Here is a 15,535-nt window from a genome sequence, read left to right as displayed (position 1 = left end):
GCAGTGTTATTGTTATAGCATACGTTGTACGTATAAATCCACCAAGTTGCAATAGTAATTATGGAAATAGTTTAATATACTGAATTTAACGAAAAAATAAAAGTTGAATGAGGTTTTATATATGAATAAATTAGCGCAAAAGTATTGGGATACTTATTGGAAAGGAAAAGAAACACCATTATCGGTAACTTCTTGGCAGTTTGGTGGAATCCCAGATGAACTGGCTCAGCTAGTAAAGAATGGAGTAAAATCCGCTACATGCTCGTTACATCTACTTTATGAATTAGAGAAAGAGCCACTTCCAAAGGTGGATGATTATAGTGTTGTGCTTAATAGTAAGGATGAACCTGTATGTATAATACGGACGTCTGACGTGAAAATAATGCCTATGAACGAAGTACCCTCGGACTTTGCTTATGCGGAAGGAGAAGGGGATCGCTCCTACGAACATTGGCGGAAGGTACATATCGAATTTTTCACAAATGAGTTAAAGGGTGTAGGTAGGGTATTTTCAGAAGACATGCTACTTGTTTGCGAGCGTTTTGAACTTATAGACGTTAAGTAATGGAGGGGAAAACATGTTTAAGAAGGTATCACTATATACGAATCAATTAAAACAATTGCGAGGGTTCTATGGAAATGTTTTAGAAATTCCTATAGAAGCATCAACAGACGAACATTTTCAAATATCTATTGGAACTACGACGCTTATTTTTCGGCATTCCGAATTACAGAATTCGTATCATTTGGCTATTAATATACCGGGTAATCAGTTTACACTTGCGAAGCATTGGGCAAAAGAAAGAATAATACTAAATAGAGAAGCAGCAGTTGATGAAATATATTATGCTCGATTTGAAGCAGATGCATTTTACTTTGAGGATCCTGCAGGGAACGTCATTGAACTTATTGCTAGACGAAATGTAGATAAATGGAGTGACTTCAGCATTGAGTCATTTTTAAACCTAAGTGAGGTAAGTATTACTACTCCATTTGTAGAAGAAGCAGGAGAGAAGCTTCAAGAAATTGGTATTCCTATTTCAGGTCATTTCCAAATTGAACCTGATGAGTTAAACTTTTTAGGAAAAAAAGATACGTTTATTTTATTAGTTCCTCCAAAGCGGCGATGGTATTTTTCTAAAAAAGTCAGTGAAACTTCTCCATTAGAAATTGTGCTAGAAGATGGAAAAACAATTCAAGTGAACGTCGAAGGTAGATTAAGGATACAATGAGTAAAATTTAATCCACAGCTGTAAGAATATAGATTCTTCCAGCAAGTTATCCACATGTGGGTAACTTGCTGAAGAGCTTTTAGTAGATAAAGAATATGGATAAGTTCTGATTAATCGTGTAAGTCTAATTAGTTAGTAAGTGTCAGGGGTGAAATATTTGCAGAAGACAATCGGATTAGTTATTGCAATTGCTTTAATATTATTGCTAGGTGTAGTTTATGTGCTAAGCAATAATCAGAAACAAGTAGAGCAGGAAGATGTGGAACAACTCTCTGTAGAGACTCATAACTTTAAAAAAGTCCTTGCCTACGAAAATGAATATATGGGTAATAATTCTAATATCACAAATCTATTTAATAATCTTCCTCTTTCTAATCACAGAGATATAGTAGAACTGGAACCAGATACATTCACATTCATTGTAAAATACAATACTAGTAGCGATGAGAAGTCTGTTATATACAATTCAACGGCAGCTTTTGTTTTGATAAAGAATCTAGAAGTAATTAATATGCGTTTTTCAGACCAATCCTATTCGGTAACAAGGGAGAACGTGGAACGATGGTTTGGATCAGACTTTGATATCTTAATAGATCCTGCTGTATTTAAAGAGAAAGTTCAACAACCGCTAATGAAAAATACAACGACCAATTGGATAGACCAATATACAAAATAGGGGTGTTTTGTTATGAGTAATTTAACGAATCAATTAGAAAATATTCAAACGGAAAATCAATTTTCAGGATCTATCCTTGTCAAACAAGGAGAATTGGTGCAAGTACAGTCTAGTTTTGGATACGCTAATCGTGCGGAAACCATTTTAAATGAGAAGGATACTCGCTTTGGTATTGCTTCGGGGTGCAAAATTTTCACTGCAGTTGCGATTGTGCAGCTGGTGGAAGAAGGCAAATTGAGTTTTGATACCCTATTAAAAGATGTATTAGATATCTCTTTTTCGCATTTCCATGAAGATGTAACAGTCCATCATTTATTAACGCATACTTCAGGTATTCCAGATTATTTTGATGAGGAAGTAATGGATGACTTTGAAGAGTTATGGATAAAAACTCCGATGTACCATATTCGTCGACTGTATGATTTTTTACCTTTATTTCAGCAGGAGCAGCAGAAGTTTATACCTGGAGAAAAGTTTTCTTATAATAATGCGGGATATATAGTTCTCGGTTTGATCGTAGAAAAAGTAAGTGGAATGCTATTTACTGAATATGTTCAGCAGAATATTTTGGATAAAGCAGGGATGAAGAACTCAGGTTATTTTGCATTAGATGCATTACCTGCTAGAACCGCAATTGGTTACATAGATTTCGAAGATGGAAAGTGGAAAACGAATATGTATTCCCTTCCCATACAGGGTGGATCAGATGGCGGAGCATTTGTCTCTGCTGAGGATATGGTGTTATTTTGGGAAGCTCTTATACAAGGTAATTTATTAAAAGATAAAACCATACTACTGACTCCACATGTTCAGGAAGAAGAGAATAGTTATTATGGGTACGGGGTTTGGATTGAGAAGCAAGAAAAAGAAGTCTATAAATACCATGTTATGGGATATGACCCAGGAGTGAGTTTTCACTCAGCCTACTATCCTTCTAGTGACTTAGTACTTGCTGTCTGTTCCAACAAATCTAAAGGAGCTTACGCAATGTTACTTGAAGTGGAAAAATCCTGCTAAAATTTGAGCAGGACTGATCCTATTTGCGTTCTTTTCGTTGTTTTTTTAGGAGTTTATGAGCCAAATAAAGCATAGAGATTCCCAAGACAAAGGAAAGTATAGAGTAAACTACTTCATTTATATTTTTTCCGAACACTAAAAGTAAAAGATATAAAGGAACTAAAATATAAATTAACTTTTCAGGATTTAGACGCATTTTTCCACTCCTTAGTTTATGGGTATTAAGCATATTATATCAATAATAACGAAATTAGATTATTATCTATTAAAAATGATAAACTATAGGTACGGAGGTGGACTTTTTGAAAATAACATCCTACGAGGTTGATAAGTTAAACGATCCAACAGGAATCATAACAGGCGATCGCTTTGAATTTCTGCTTGGAATAGAAGTGCCAGAAGATGATGAACTTTTTGATGAGAGTAATTCATTAGATTTACGTGTGATTCTAGTGATAGAAGAAAGCGAAGCACGCATTGTACAATATCATTTTTTAAATCGAAGCAACGGTAAAGTGTTAGATTTCGGCTTAGAAGCGGAAGAAGAAGCAATAGTTCTTGCATTTTGTAAAGAGCATTATAACGACATTATATAAACAAAAACCGAGAAGTCGTGTACTTCTTGGTTTTTGTTTTTAATAACAAGCCCACAAGTTGACGACTACGGTGTGAACAGCTTGGGGAAGACTATAGTAACCGGTGTGGTGCACTCAGCTGGGTTCCTGTTGTACGTTCCTACGGGGCTCACAGCTCGCGCTATTCCCTCTAGAGTCGCCGCACTCCGCTCCAATCAACAGGATTGACTTTTAAAAAGTAAAAAAAATGTTATATAGCGTAAATATTCGTGTTTTTGACTAATACAAGTATTTATAAATTGACTCTATATTATATGAGTTTAATTCTTATCGTAATTGAGGTAAACTGATGGAGAAGATTTACTATAAAAGGTGGCTGTTTGATGGAAATTACAAATTTAATGAAGCATATACCTGTTTTAGAAACTAAAAATGCTGGACCTATTGAAATAACGGGACTTGCCTATAATTCGCGCAAAGTGGAAAAAGGGCAGGTGTTTGTATGTATAAAAGGCTTTAAAGTAGATGGACACCAATTTGCAGGACAAGCTGTTGGCAATGGTGCAGTTGCTTTAGTAGTAGAAGAATTTATTGATGGTATTGAAGTACCTCAATATAAAGTTGAGAATGGACGAGTGGCCCTTGCTACACTTGCTGATGCTTTCTATAATCACCCTACTCGTAAGTTGAAAACGATTGGGATTACAGCGACTAACGGAAAGACGTCAACTTCATTTATGACAAATGCAATTTTAGAAAACCATGGCTTGAAAACGGGGCTTATGGGAACAGTAGTAGTGAAAATAGGAGATTATGCAGAGCCTTCTGAACTAACAACTCCAGAATCTCTAGATTTACAACGTTTTTATGCACAAATGGTGGATGAAAATGTAAGTCATGCAACAATGGAAGTTTCCTCATCCGCTTTAGAACTAAATCGCGTAGGCTATGTGGATTTTGATATTGTTACACTAAATAATATTAGCCGTGAGCATATTGATCTGCACTCGTCTTTTGAAAATTATTTTAATCATAAGTCTAGTCTTATTCGAAATGCTGGTGCTGATAAAGTTGCTATTTTGAACTTAGATGATTCATATTCAGCTTCACTTGTGAATAGAACAAAAGCGAAGGTTATCACCATTGGAGTCGAAGAGCAATCTGCAGATGTCATTTGTACAAACTTAGACCTATCAACTGGTAGAGCAAAGTTTACAGTAGAAATTCGACAGGATTTAGTGACACAGGATCTCGTTATACCACGGCAAAGTTTTACAGTTGAACTTTCTACTCCTGGTTTCCACTCGGTATATAATTCAATGGTCAGTATTGTGATTGGGCTATTATGTGAGGTGCCAGTTGCTACTATCCAAAAGAGTTTGGCGGAGTTTGTAGGGGTAGAACGTCGTTTTGAAATTATTTTTGAAGATGATTTTAAAATTATTGATGACCACTTTGCTAACAGTGGGAATATAGATATTACGTTAGGTACATTAGAAAAGATGGACTTTAAACGTATCAAGCTTGTCTATGCTATTCGCGGTGATCGTGGGGTAACGGTGAACAGAGAAAATGCAGAGACCATTGCTAAATGGGCACCAAAACTTGGTATCCATGAAGTAATTACTACATTAAGTCGTTCCCATGTGACGCAAAAGGATATCGTTTCGGAAAGTGAGCTTGCAGTATTCCAGGAAGTTATGGAGGAAGCAGGTATCGAAGTTCAACTTTACGAGGAGTTACCGGAAGCGATTAACCATAGTCTATACGACGTTGCAGATGGAGACTTACTGTTATTAGCTGGTTGCCAAGGAATGGATTATGGTGCAAAACTTGCACTAGAGCAACTAGAAGTCATTCGTCCAAATGTTGATAAAAAGAAACTATTCCAACCGCTCGAAAAGCGAGTTGCTGGAAACTCATAAAGTAAAGAAAAGCAGTCCCATTTTTAAACTGTACCCTATAAGATAGACACTTTAAAAAAGGTCATCTTATAGGGTCTTTTTGTTTATAATGAAAAAAACAGTATTCGGAGCGATAAATTATGACTAAAAATTATTTAACACCTAACCAACAAAAAGAACTAAAAAAGAATCCATATGTAAAAGCTGTAAGCAATAAAGCGATTACGTACACAGATGAATTTAAACGATTATTTATTACTGAAAATGAATTTGGGAAGTTTCCGCGTGAAATTTTTGAAGATGCAGGATTTGATATCGAAATGATAGGGATGACACGCATTCATAAAGCGGCAGCTCGATGGAAAACAGCATACCAAAACCAAGGAATTACTGGGTTAGAAGATTCTCGGAAATATAGTTCTGGTCGCCCACTTGAACGAGAACTAAGTCTCGAGGAAAAGTATGCACGATTAGAAGCGAAGACTCGATTACTTGAGGCAGAGAACGAACTCCTAAAAAAGCTCGATTTACTCGAAAGGCAGATGGTGAAGAAGAAATAAAAATTGCGCCAGAATTAAAATTCGAACTCATTAACCAGATTATTAAAAAGTATGAGTTAAAGCGTATGGTAAGTTATCTTTGCGAGGTAATGGATGTATCTCGATCAGGTTTCTACAATTACTTTGATGAAAAATCCATTCAAAAACGTGCAATTAAAGGCGGTTCGGACGAGGTGGTGAAAAACATCATTTTAAAGGCGTATCATTTCCGAGGACGCAAAAAAGGAGCACGCCAAATTAAAATGACACTCCAAAACCAGTACCAGATTACATATAACTTAAAACGTATTCGCCGCATTATGAAGAAATTTGAGATTGTTTGTCCAATTCGAAAAGCGAATCCCTATCGCCGCATGGCGAAAGCAACAAAAGAACATCGCACATGCCCGAACGAATTGCAGCGCAACTTTAAACAAGGGTTGGCTGGAAAAGTGTTATTAACGGATATCACATATTTAAACTACAGAAGCGGAAAGCGTGCTTATTTATCCACGATTAAAGACGCAGAGACGAATGAAATTTTAGCGTATGAAGTCTCAGATAAAATTACATTAGACATCGCATTAGATACACTTCACCAATTAAGACGTCGTCATTCACATATTCGAAATGATGCCTTTATTCATTCGGATCAGGGATTTCATTACACAAATCCGACCTATCAAAAATTAGTGAAAAAGATGAATCTTGGACAGTCAATGTCACGCCGTGGAAACTGTTGGGACAATGCTCCACAAGAATCATTCTTTGGGCATTTTAAAGATGAAACAAATATAAAAGAATGCGAAACATTAGAAGAAGTAAAACAAGAAGTGAAGTGTTATATGATATATTACAATTATTATAGAGGCCAATGGAATTTAAAAAAGCTGCCGCCTGCAAAATACAGACAGCAGCTTCAACAAGTTGCCTAACCTTTTTCAAAATGTCCTTTACAAAGGGTACAGTTTATTTTGGGACTGCTTTTTTGTTATACAACTATAAGTCTACCATTCAATATACTCTGGATATTCTATGTTCATACGGAAGTCATGTATTGTACTTTTAGTTTTGTTTGTCTCTGTTAAAATTTTATTTTTAAAACTACTATAGTCTTTCGATTGGACGACAATATTGTGTACAATCGATTCAAAAGACTGAATACGTCGGTCCCTAGACATATCGATATAGGAAATATTAAGTAAGTCGATGTATTGAATGGCATACTCTTCTGCATTTGCATTAGAGCTTAGCACCTGTTGCATAATAAAGGTATACGATTCTTCTGACATATTCTCTTTCAGACCCTCTGCAATAAGTGCTTGAAACTTACGAGCATTCACTATATGAATTTCTAAATCCGTAGCCTGTTCGTATTTTTTGTGAAGATTGATAAAATCGTTGATTGCAACTAAAGTAAATATAAGCTCTGGCCATAGTATCTCTGTTGAAAAATAAATATTGTTCTGTGATGCGATAAAATCATGATTTTTCATCGTATCTTTCTTCAACCCATTGCCAACACTTTCTACATTACTGTTTCCCTGGTAAGCATTTCTTAGATCGTGCATAATACTTAGCAGACGCATGCGAGCACCTTGCCAATCGAGGTAACGTGATTCTTTCCCTGTTAAACGATGTAGTGCAGTACAAAGTTCATCTAAATCCCAATAATCACCGCTTATAAGTGCTCCAGTTAAGTTCTCGGTATTTTTAAGACCTAACATATTTTCACCTCCTGATGTACTATTACCGTTTTGGCGAATAGTTAAGCGTCTTAAATAGTTGCGCTTTTTCAGTAGGTGTAAGTTCTCTCCATTCGCCAATAGGAAGACTTTCGATCGAAATGTTCATAATTCGAATTCGTTGTAGTCTTTTCACTGTAAAACCTAAAGCGGAACACATTCTTCGAATTTGACGATTTAAACCTTGGGTTAAGATTATATTGAATGTTTTTGGTCCAATTTTTTTAACTTTACAAGGCAGTGTTTTGGTACCTAGTATATTTACTCCTGTAGCCATATTCTCTATAAATGTATCAGTAATTTTCTCATTGACTGTCACAACATACTCTTTCTCATGGCGGTTTTCTGCACGAAGTATTTCATTTACTATATCTCCATCATTTGTTAGTAATATTAAACCATCAGAATCTTTGTCTAAACGACCGATGTGGAAGATACGAAGTGGATGGTTTACGTAATCTATAATATTTCCTTTTATATGACTTTCTGTTGTACTAGTTATTCCTACAGGTTTATTTAATACTAGGTACACAAGTGGTTGTTCAACAACAATTTGCTCACCATCTACTCGTACATCATCTCCAGCTTCTACTTTACTGCCGAGTTCTGCCATTTTCCCGTTAATCATGACTCTTCCATCAGTGATCCACTTGTCCGCACCTCGTCTAGAAATGATCCCTGCTTCACTTAGAAACTTATTAATACGCATTATAGACACCTACTTTTCTTATTGTATTAATTATAACAAAAGTTGAAACTAAATTAGAGTAATAGCGTAAATTAGGAAAGGAGTGATATAAATGAGCGTTGAAAAAAAGTTAGAACAAACATTTAATGAATTGAAAAAAACATTAGGTTGGGCCGTAGATAAACGAATAACCTTGTCACTTGCAGGGTACTATGTAACTTTAGAGAAGGATTTTGATGAAAATAGATATCGAGAGGTAGCGAGTCATTTGAAAAAGAGAGCAGGAATCTTCTCTGCTTTACGCTCCCACCTAAATCCTTTATTCGTTGCCACATTAGATGTTTCAGGGGCAGAACCAGAACAGGCAGTAAATCTGTTAATGGAAAAAGCAGATGCCTTAAAACAGTTTGGTTTTAAAGTGAATAGCTATACGTATTTGGCAGCACTCATGATGTCGGAGCAAAAAGATCAATGGCCATTTGAAATGAAAATGGCACAAAAGTTAATGGATGACATGAAGGCACATCATCGCTTTCTAACATCTTCAGATGATTATCCATATGCAATGTTCTTGGGCAAAATGGCAGGCGATACGGCTGTTCGAGCTGAAACGATGAACCGCTATTATAAAGAGTTAAAGCAACATAAATTCTATTCCGGAAATGAACTACAGTGGATGTCCCAGGTTCTTACGTATTCCAACCCAGAGTATGAAGAAAATATGGTGGGCAGAGCAGTAATTATCCGAGACGGATTAAAAAGCGTCAAAATAAAAACTTCTCAGGCACAGTATCCGATTATAGGATTTATGGCAGCTTTAAAATTAGGAGAGGAACAATTGAACCAAATTGTAGCAAACTATGAATCCATTGCAAGTATGAAATTATTTTCATGGTATAAAGACTCAGCACTCCCTATTGCTTTTGGATTGTCCTTAAGATCTTCAAAGGAGGCTTATGCAACTGCCGCGATTTCCATGGCAACTTCGCTAGAGCTTATATTACAGGCGCAACAAGCTATTATGATTTCTACTATTGCAGCTACTAGCGCTGCAACAGCATCAAATTCTGGCTCAGATTAATGAACATGCTATACTAAACATAGACTATCTATATAAGAGGAGTTAGAATAATGAACACCAATCCAATGAGTCAATCAAGAACTATTCAAACACATTTAATATTACCCCCGGATACAAATCATCACGAAACAATTTTTGGTGGAAGAGTGCTGGCATTTATCGATGAGATTGCAGCCATATCTTCTATGAAACATGCACAAGGTGCTGTAGTTACAGCTTCTATTGATTCTGTAGACTTTCTTTCATCTGCAAAGGTAGGAGATGTACTAGAGTTAGAAGCAGTTGTTTCTAATGCGGGGCGTTCTTCGATGGAGGTTTATGTTCGAGTAACATCAACAAACCTAATTACTGGGGAAGAGAAACTAACAACAGAATCTTATGTAACGATGGTCGCAGTTGATGATAATGGGAAGCCTATACCAGTACCAGGCATACATCCAGAAACTGAAGCTGAAAAACGTCTTTATGAAACAGGACCTGCTAGACGTGCTCATCGAAAACAACGCTTAGAAATGAAATACTAAAAGAGTAGGAAGTGGCTAAGTGCTAAAACAAATTGATGAACTATACAAATATCTGATGATTACGCTGCTCGTCTTATATTTAATCAATTCGATTTATCTACAAGAAGTTACTATCACTTTCACAGCAATAATACTCGTCGTTCTTTTGGAATTAACGAAACATCGTCACCATATTAAACAACTAACCTATTCCCAACTATCTATTATCGGTATCGTATTACTAGCAGGTATTGCTGCTATCATTTATGTGTTAGTTACAATTCAAATTTTCTTGGAACCTATAGGACTACCGGAAAAAACGGAAAGTGTCCTGTACTTTGTATGTATTGTAGTAGGTATATATATTCTGTGGTATTTTATCGGTAAGCTATTTGGAAGAGCGTTAGAGAAACAATGACCCCCCGTAAAGACTTTAGATTTATAGTCTTTACGGTTTTTTTGATCATATTGTAATTGTGTTTTTTATATTATTTGAAACTCTATCCTCTATTTCATCGTATGATAATTAGAGGTGAATACTTTGAAGCATATTTACGAAAAAACAGCCAAATGTACAAAGTTTGGATCGATACTTTTAATAGGAATATACATAGTTTTACTGATCGTTTTTAGAGACGTTATGTGGAAAGACTTTGAAAATCATTTTGCCATTGGTTTTGCGTTATTTGTTTTGTATAGCTCATCTTTTTTCTTTCAACATGCATCAGAAAAGTTGCCGGATGAGAAGAAAATAGACAGCGATTATTACTCAGCTAATTTTCCGGTTCAAGAACTCAATTTTCAACGAGATGTTTCACTAATCCCTCAAACTTATTTAGTATCCAGTACAGGTGAACGCTTATATAAAATCAGCCCTACTGAAGAACAGCCTTTTCGAAGGAAACTATCGACATTAAATATTTTTAAAACGGGTATGTTCTTTCCAATTACTTATCAATTAAAAACAATGGACGAGAAGTTAGTTTCTAAATTCACCATTAAAAATAGGCTGAAATTTTTAGAAATAAAGGTGTGTGACCATAATAATCTGCATGTAACTACTATTGTTTTGCCATCAATGTCCATAAAAAATAGAGCTATTATATTTGATGCAAATAACGAAAAGTTGCTTCAAATGGAAGCTAAAAGTATGTATGGAGATATTGATGTGAATGACTTAGACGGCCATAGATTAGCTAAGTATCGGTTTGGAATATTTCCATATGCTACACATCCTGCCTTTGAAGTACAGGCGATGAATATTCATGTGTCCCTAGCACATAATTTGACACATGAAGAAAAACTTACATTTACAGCATTGTTTTATTATTGGACAGCCAATCAATAAAAAATGAATAATACCGCTATGATTTCCTCTACCATCAATTAAGTGAGTTTTAATACAAATTAAAGCAAGTCTCTATGAAAGCACGATGAATATGAAGAAACATTTAAAGATACAACTATTACATTTCTGCACATTTAAGTTTTAAATGAATAAAGAGTTTTGGAAAAATTATCCGTTTCGCAAGTAATAGACAATAGACCGAAAGTAAATATTGACTTAGAGCAAGTAAACTATTCTTGACTGCAAGTAAGCCAGAGATGGAAGCAAGTAAACAATAGGCAAGAGCAAGTAAAGATAAACAGAATTAAATTATTCATGAAAAAAAGAAGATATAGCAAAACGTCTGTCCAAAGCTCTTCGAAAACAATAGAAATAGATTTTGATCTTAAAGGACCGAGCGTCTTTTGTCAGTTTTGCTTATGTTAGTCTTTAAACAAGTTAAACCACCCTTTGTACTTGAACCAACCAAGCATTGAAATAGCAATGAGAGCTATAGCGCCCAACACTACAAAATAACTATATTTCCACTCAAGCTCGGGCATGTTCTTGAAGTTCATTCCATATACTCCCACGATAAACGTTAAGGGGATGAAAACGGTTGATACAATCGTTAGTATCATCATAATACGGTTCATCCGACTAGAATTTATCGACATATGACTATCCCGGATATCGGCGGTAAGTTCACGGTTCGATTCAATCATCTCTGTCAGTCGTATTAAATGATCGTAAATATCTGCAAAATAGGTGTGCTCAGTTTGTTGTAAATTCATTCGTTCTGAATTTAAAATTCGATAGAGTAAATCTCTCATAGGAATAACTGTACGTCTTAAACGTAGCAAATCTCCTCGAAGATCGAACACCAAATCCATAGAAAAATGGCGCATATCATAAGTGAGCTTATCTTCTACAGCATTTAAATAGTCTTCAATTTTGTAGACAATCGGAAAATAGGCATCCACCACTTTATCGACTATATGATAAGTTGCATGGATAGCACCTCTATCCCAACCTTGTGGATTTTGTCTAATACGCTCTCGTGCCTGCTCCATTTCATGCATTGGATGGAAATGAAATGACACTACATAATCCTGACCTACAAATATATCTAACTCTTCTGCCTCTAATGTCTCCTCGTTAAGCGTATGTAAAACAAAGAAGTTGTATCCATCATAATAATCTACCTTAGGTCGCTGCAGTCTTTGTAGACAGTCTTCAATAGCGAGTGGGTGAAAATGAAAAAAAGAACTAAGTATAAGCTCCTCTTCCTTGGAGGGCTCACCAATATCAATCCAGTACCATTCAAACTTTTTTTGTTTTATATCCTCTAATGGAAAGTCACTTACTATATCATGATCGGTCGTTATACCAATCGTGCGAATCATAGGAATCCCTCACTTTCATCACAATCTCTTTTCTTATTAATTAAAATGTATAACCTTTTATTCAGTGTCTGTCTAGCTCCAACGCTTTTCTAGGTTTCCATAGACGCTTGACTTTTCTTATTATCTCATAGTCTCCCTGTTATAATGAATCTAAAACAAAGGAGAGGTAGTATGGAAAAAAATAATTATGAAGCCTTAATCCCGAATCGCATATTTGTAGGAGGCGTAGATGGGGTTGAACCTCTATTAGCTAATGAACAAATAGATATTATTTTCGACCTAAGGGTTGCATCTAAAGATCATCCTGCTGAAAATTTAAAGGTACATCAACCGATTTTGGATGGACAAAACGAACAGGTTGATTCAATTAAAGCTGGTATCCATGAAGTCGTTCAAGCATATAACCAGGGTAAAAATGTCTACTTTCACTGTAATTCAGGTGGTGGAAGAGCAGGGACAATGGCTGTTGCCACTTTGATGGAGTTAAATCTAGCAGAAACAGTAGAAGAAGCAGAAGAAATGGCCAAAGCAATTCGATCAAAGATAAACCTAAAAGAGGACCAACGAGATTCATTAAAAAGAATATATTCTAAATAAATCAAAAATTATTGTTGACTTATATAATTTCTATTTGTATACTAGGCATTAATCAAATAAAACAACTTTCTTATCAAGAGAGGTGGAGGGACTTGGCCCTATGATACCTCAGCAACAGGCAATTATGTACTGTGCTAATTCCAGAAGCGTTAGCTTGAAGATAAGAAGAGAATAATCACTGGTGACGTGTAAACCTCTTCTTGTTTCTAAGAAGGGGTTTTATTTGATTTAAACTATAAAAATAGGGGGAGAAATCAAATATGTCATCGGAATTATTAAAAGCCTTCAACACTTTAAAAGAAAAGCAGTGGGTAGATTTAACACATATATTCGGAGCAAACTCACCACATTTTTCAGCTTTTAAGGCAGCTGAAATAGACACATTGTTTAATCATGACGATGGATTTTTTGCACAAAGCTTTCAATTTGCAGGGCAATATGGCACGCATATAGACGCACCAATTCATTTTGTTAGAGATTCTCGTTACTTAGAAGAACTGGAATTAAAAGAACTCGTATTACCATTAGTTGTCATTGACCAGTCTAAGGAAGCTGCTGAAGATAATGACTTTACTTTATCAGTGGATGATATTTTAACATTTGAAAAAGCACATGGAAAAATCGAAGAAGGCTCATTTGTCGCACTTCGTACTGATTGGAGTAAACGTTGGCCAGACGAAAAAGCATTTAATAATAAAGATACAGATGGTAATAATCACGTACCAGGATGGGGAATAGAAGCATTAAAGTTCTTATTCCAAGAAAGAAAGGTTAAAGCTATAGGACATGAAACATTTGACACTGATTCAAGTGTGGATTATCTAAAAAATGGCGCATTACATGGAGAATATTACGTGCTTGAACAAGATACTTACCAAATAGAGCTATTAACGAACTTAGATAAGCTCCCTGCAAAAGGAGCTATTATATTCAATATCGTTCCAAAACCAGAGAAAGCCTCTGGATTCCCAGTACGATCATTTGCTATTTTACCATAAAAGGAGATGGATAAATTGCCAGTTAAAACAGCTATTCAAGCACCATTTAGAGCAGACCATGTAGGAAGTTTGTTAAGGCCAGAAAGTTTATTAACCGCGAGAAAAGAATACAAGGAGGGAACGATTACTAGAGAACAATTAAAAGCAGTTGAAACTAAAGAAATTCAAAGAATCGTTGATAAGCAAATCGAGGTAGGTCTAGAGCTTGTGACAGATGGAGAGTTTCGTCGCGACTGGTGGCATTTAGACTTCTTAGAGCATTTAAATGGTTTTGAAGGGTATGTACCCGAAAAAGGGTATATATTTGAAGGGATAGAAACAGAGAAATACGAAGTTCGCAATATCGGCAAAATCTCTTTCAACCCAGATCATCCATTTATCCAAGACTTTATTGATTTTAATGAGATTGTAGCTGGTCGTGCTGTTGCCAAACAAACTATCCCAAGTCCTAACCAATTGTTCCATCCTGGAATCCGAGATGAGAAAGTCTATCCAGATGTAGAAGAATTTGCAAAGGATGTAATTGCTGCTTATCAAGAAACTATACAAGCCTTTTATAAGGCAGGAGTTAGATATTTACAAATTGACGATGTTTATATTGCAGGTCTTTCTTCTCCAGATATTCCATATAAAGAAGGAGAAAGAGAATACTTAATAGATCTCGCTCTAAGGGTCGTCAATGGTATCCTAGAAAGTAAACCAGCAGACTTAGTAGTCACGACACATCTATGCCGTGGAAACTATCAATCTACTTGGGCTTTTGGTGGAAGCTATGCTTTGATAGCTCCGACATTATTTGCAAAAGAAAAAGTGGATGGATTCTTCTTAGAATACGATGATAATCGTTCTGGAGATTTTCAGCCCCTTGCTCATATACCAAACGGAGGAGCAAAAGTAGTTTTAGGTATTTTCACCTCTAAAACAGGTGAATTAGAAAACAAGGACAACATTCTTGCTCGAATTGAAGAAGCAATTCAATATGTACCATTAGAGCAACTAAGTATTAGTCCTCAATGCGGCTTTGCTTCCACCCATCACGGTAATAAGCTTACCGAAGAACAACAATGGGAAAAACTAAAATATATTGTTGATATTTCTAAAGAAGTTTGGGGTTAATCTGTGTAACATCTCGATTACATTCCATACTCATTTGTTGAAGACTGTAAACGAGTAAAATATAACTTTCTTTCTCGCATCTCATTTGATAATGGGTAAGAAAGTAACTTAACAAAAATGCCAAGGGAATA

At 35.7% G+C, this 15,535-nt stretch carries 17 protein-coding genes and 1 riboswitch; of the genes, 14 read left to right on the top strand and 3 right to left on the bottom strand.

Annotation, left to right across the window (positions count from 1 at the left end; genetic code table 11):
- Nucleotides 1-121 precede the first annotated feature (121 nt).
- The 7 genes from MKY29_RS21380 to MKY29_RS21350 all read left to right on the top strand — a co-directional run bounded on the left by MKY29_RS21380 (nucleotide 122) and on the right by MKY29_RS21350 (nucleotide 6,878).
- Entirely contained in the window at nucleotides 122-565 is a 444-nt protein-coding gene (locus tag MKY29_RS21380; protein WP_093495477.1) for an ASCH domain-containing protein, read from the top strand.
- 13 nt (nucleotides 566-578) lie between these two features.
- Nucleotides 579-1,232 carry a hypothetical protein gene (locus tag MKY29_RS21375; RefSeq protein ID WP_340880699.1) on the top strand — a complete coding sequence of 218 codons (654 nt, stop codon included), beginning with the start codon at nucleotides 579-581 and terminating at the stop codon, nucleotides 1,230-1,232.
- Between the two features lie 157 nt (nucleotides 1,233-1,389).
- Nucleotides 1,390-1,908 (top strand): DUF4825 domain-containing protein, encoded by a 519-nt coding sequence (locus tag MKY29_RS21370; RefSeq protein ID WP_093495475.1) that lies wholly within the window; start codon nucleotides 1,390-1,392, stop codon nucleotides 1,906-1,908.
- A gap of 12 nt (nucleotides 1,909-1,920) precedes the next feature.
- Nucleotides 1,921-2,925, top strand: coding sequence for a serine hydrolase domain-containing protein (locus tag MKY29_RS21365; protein ID WP_340880698.1), 1,005 nt, complete (start codon nucleotides 1,921-1,923; stop codon nucleotides 2,923-2,925).
- A 302-nt stretch (nucleotides 2,926-3,227) separates the two neighbouring features.
- Nucleotides 3,228-3,521 (top strand): DUF6509 family protein, encoded by a 294-nt coding sequence (locus MKY29_RS21360; RefSeq protein ID WP_445677886.1) that lies wholly within the window; start codon nucleotides 3,228-3,230, stop codon nucleotides 3,519-3,521.
- 362 nt (nucleotides 3,522-3,883) lie between these two features.
- Nucleotides 3,884-5,425 (top strand): Mur ligase family protein, encoded by a 1,542-nt coding sequence (locus tag MKY29_RS21355; protein WP_340880696.1) that lies wholly within the window; start codon nucleotides 3,884-3,886, stop codon nucleotides 5,423-5,425.
- A 119-nt stretch (nucleotides 5,426-5,544) separates the two neighbouring features.
- Nucleotides 5,545-6,878, top strand: a protein-coding gene (locus tag MKY29_RS21350) for an IS3 family transposase (RefSeq protein WP_340879442.1) whose coding sequence is annotated in 2 segments (ribosomal slippage) — nucleotides 5,545-5,932 and nucleotides 5,932-6,878 — 1,335 coding nt in all. Because the reading frame shifts where the segments join, the coding sequence is not laid out codon by codon here.
- A 72-nt stretch (nucleotides 6,879-6,950) separates the two neighbouring features.
- Here the strand turns inward: MKY29_RS21350 and MKY29_RS21345 are convergent.
- Together MKY29_RS21345 and rluF are read right to left on the bottom strand one after the other, a co-directional pair.
- Nucleotides 6,951-7,670: a DUF6904 family protein gene (locus tag MKY29_RS21345; RefSeq protein ID WP_340880695.1), complete on the bottom strand. Its 720-nt coding sequence runs from the start codon at nucleotides 7,668-7,670 to the stop codon at nucleotides 6,951-6,953.
- A gap of 22 nt (nucleotides 7,671-7,692) precedes the next feature.
- A complete protein-coding gene (rluF, locus tag MKY29_RS21340; RefSeq protein WP_093495470.1) occupies nucleotides 7,693-8,397 on the bottom strand; it encodes a 23S rRNA pseudouridine(2604) synthase RluF in 705 nt (234 codons plus the stop codon).
- 91 nt (nucleotides 8,398-8,488) lie between these two features.
- Here rluF and MKY29_RS21335 point away from each other — a divergent pair, with 91 nt between their 5' ends.
- The 4 genes from MKY29_RS21335 to MKY29_RS21320 all read left to right on the top strand — a co-directional run bounded on the left by MKY29_RS21335 (nucleotide 8,489) and on the right by MKY29_RS21320 (nucleotide 11,308).
- Complete coding sequence (locus MKY29_RS21335; protein WP_340880694.1) at nucleotides 8,489-9,457, top strand: DUF4003 family protein; 969 nt, start codon at nucleotides 8,489-8,491, stop codon at nucleotides 9,455-9,457.
- A 50-nt stretch (nucleotides 9,458-9,507) separates the two neighbouring features.
- Complete coding sequence (locus MKY29_RS21330; RefSeq protein WP_093495468.1) at nucleotides 9,508-9,981, top strand: acyl-CoA thioesterase; 474 nt, start codon at nucleotides 9,508-9,510, stop codon at nucleotides 9,979-9,981.
- A 19-nt stretch (nucleotides 9,982-10,000) separates the two neighbouring features.
- Nucleotides 10,001-10,378, top strand: coding sequence for a hypothetical protein (locus MKY29_RS21325; protein WP_093495467.1), 378 nt, complete (start codon nucleotides 10,001-10,003; stop codon nucleotides 10,376-10,378).
- Nucleotides 10,379-10,501: 123 nt separating this feature from the next.
- The gene (locus tag MKY29_RS21320; protein ID WP_340880693.1) at nucleotides 10,502-11,308 is read left to right on the top strand and encodes a hypothetical protein; all 807 of its coding nucleotides are present in this window, start codon (nucleotides 10,502-10,504) and stop codon (nucleotides 11,306-11,308) included.
- Nucleotides 11,309-11,730: 422 nt separating this feature from the next.
- Here the strand turns inward: MKY29_RS21320 and corA are convergent, their stop codons facing one another.
- On the bottom strand, nucleotides 11,731-12,693 hold the full coding sequence (gene corA / locus MKY29_RS21315; RefSeq protein ID WP_093495465.1) for a magnesium/cobalt transporter CorA: 963 nt from the start codon (nucleotides 12,691-12,693) through the stop codon (nucleotides 11,731-11,733).
- 171 nt (nucleotides 12,694-12,864) lie between these two features.
- On the opposite strand from corA, the gene MKY29_RS21310 reads away from it, so the two are divergent.
- The 3 genes from MKY29_RS21310 (at nucleotide 12,865) to MKY29_RS21300 (ending at nucleotide 15,404) form a co-directional block, all read left to right on the top strand.
- Nucleotides 12,865-13,290, top strand: a complete 426-nt coding sequence (locus tag MKY29_RS21310) for a protein-tyrosine phosphatase family protein (RefSeq protein ID WP_090567662.1) — start codon at nucleotides 12,865-12,867, stop codon at nucleotides 13,288-13,290.
- 67 nt (nucleotides 13,291-13,357) lie between these two features.
- A riboswitch (SAM riboswitch) is annotated at nucleotides 13,358-13,457 on the top strand.
- Between the two features lie 93 nt (nucleotides 13,458-13,550).
- Nucleotides 13,551-14,288 (top strand): cyclase family protein, encoded by a 738-nt coding sequence (locus tag MKY29_RS21305; RefSeq protein ID WP_241598569.1) that lies wholly within the window; start codon nucleotides 13,551-13,553, stop codon nucleotides 14,286-14,288.
- A 15-nt stretch (nucleotides 14,289-14,303) separates the two neighbouring features.
- Entirely contained in the window at nucleotides 14,304-15,404 is a 1,101-nt protein-coding gene (locus tag MKY29_RS21300; protein WP_269915784.1) for a 5-methyltetrahydropteroyltriglutamate--homocysteine S-methyltransferase, read from the top strand.
- Nucleotides 15,405-15,535 lie beyond the last annotated feature (131 nt).

The organism is Psychrobacillus sp. FSL K6-2365, assembly GCF_038003165.1.
In the GTDB taxonomy this organism is placed as follows: domain Bacteria; phylum Bacillota; class Bacilli; order Bacillales_A; family Planococcaceae; genus Psychrobacillus; species Psychrobacillus psychrodurans.
Note: the sequence above shows the minus strand (reverse complement) of the source record. Positions and strands in the feature narration are given on the sequence as shown.

Bases quoted from the DNA above. Each gene is read 5' to 3' on its own strand.
- MKY29_RS21345 (WP_340880695.1), bottom strand. From the start codon at position 7,670: ATGTTAGGTCTTAAAAATACCGAGAACTTAACTGGAGCACTTATAAGC.
- MKY29_RS21310 (WP_090567662.1), top strand. From the start codon at position 12,865: ATGGAAAAAAATAATTATGAAGCCTTAATCCCGAATCGCATATTTGTA.
- MKY29_RS21380 (WP_093495477.1), top strand. From the start codon at position 122: ATGAATAAATTAGCGCAAAAGTATTGGGATACTTATTGGAAAGGAAAA.
- corA (WP_093495465.1), bottom strand. From the start codon at position 12,693: ATGATTCGCACGATTGGTATAACGACCGATCATGATATAGTAAGTGAC.
- MKY29_RS21305 (WP_241598569.1), top strand. From the start codon at position 13,551: ATGTCATCGGAATTATTAAAAGCCTTCAACACTTTAAAAGAAAAGCAG.
- MKY29_RS21365 (WP_340880698.1), top strand. From the start codon at position 1,921: ATGAGTAATTTAACGAATCAATTAGAAAATATTCAAACGGAAAATCAA.
- rluF (WP_093495470.1), bottom strand. From the start codon at position 8,397: ATGCGTATTAATAAGTTTCTAAGTGAAGCAGGGATCATTTCTAGACGA.
- MKY29_RS21335 (WP_340880694.1), top strand. From the start codon at position 8,489: ATGAGCGTTGAAAAAAAGTTAGAACAAACATTTAATGAATTGAAAAAA.
- MKY29_RS21330 (WP_093495468.1), top strand. From the start codon at position 9,508: ATGAACACCAATCCAATGAGTCAATCAAGAACTATTCAAACACATTTA.
- MKY29_RS21375 (WP_340880699.1), top strand. From the start codon at position 579: ATGTTTAAGAAGGTATCACTATATACGAATCAATTAAAACAATTGCGA.
- MKY29_RS21355 (WP_340880696.1), top strand. From the start codon at position 3,884: ATGGAAATTACAAATTTAATGAAGCATATACCTGTTTTAGAAACTAAA.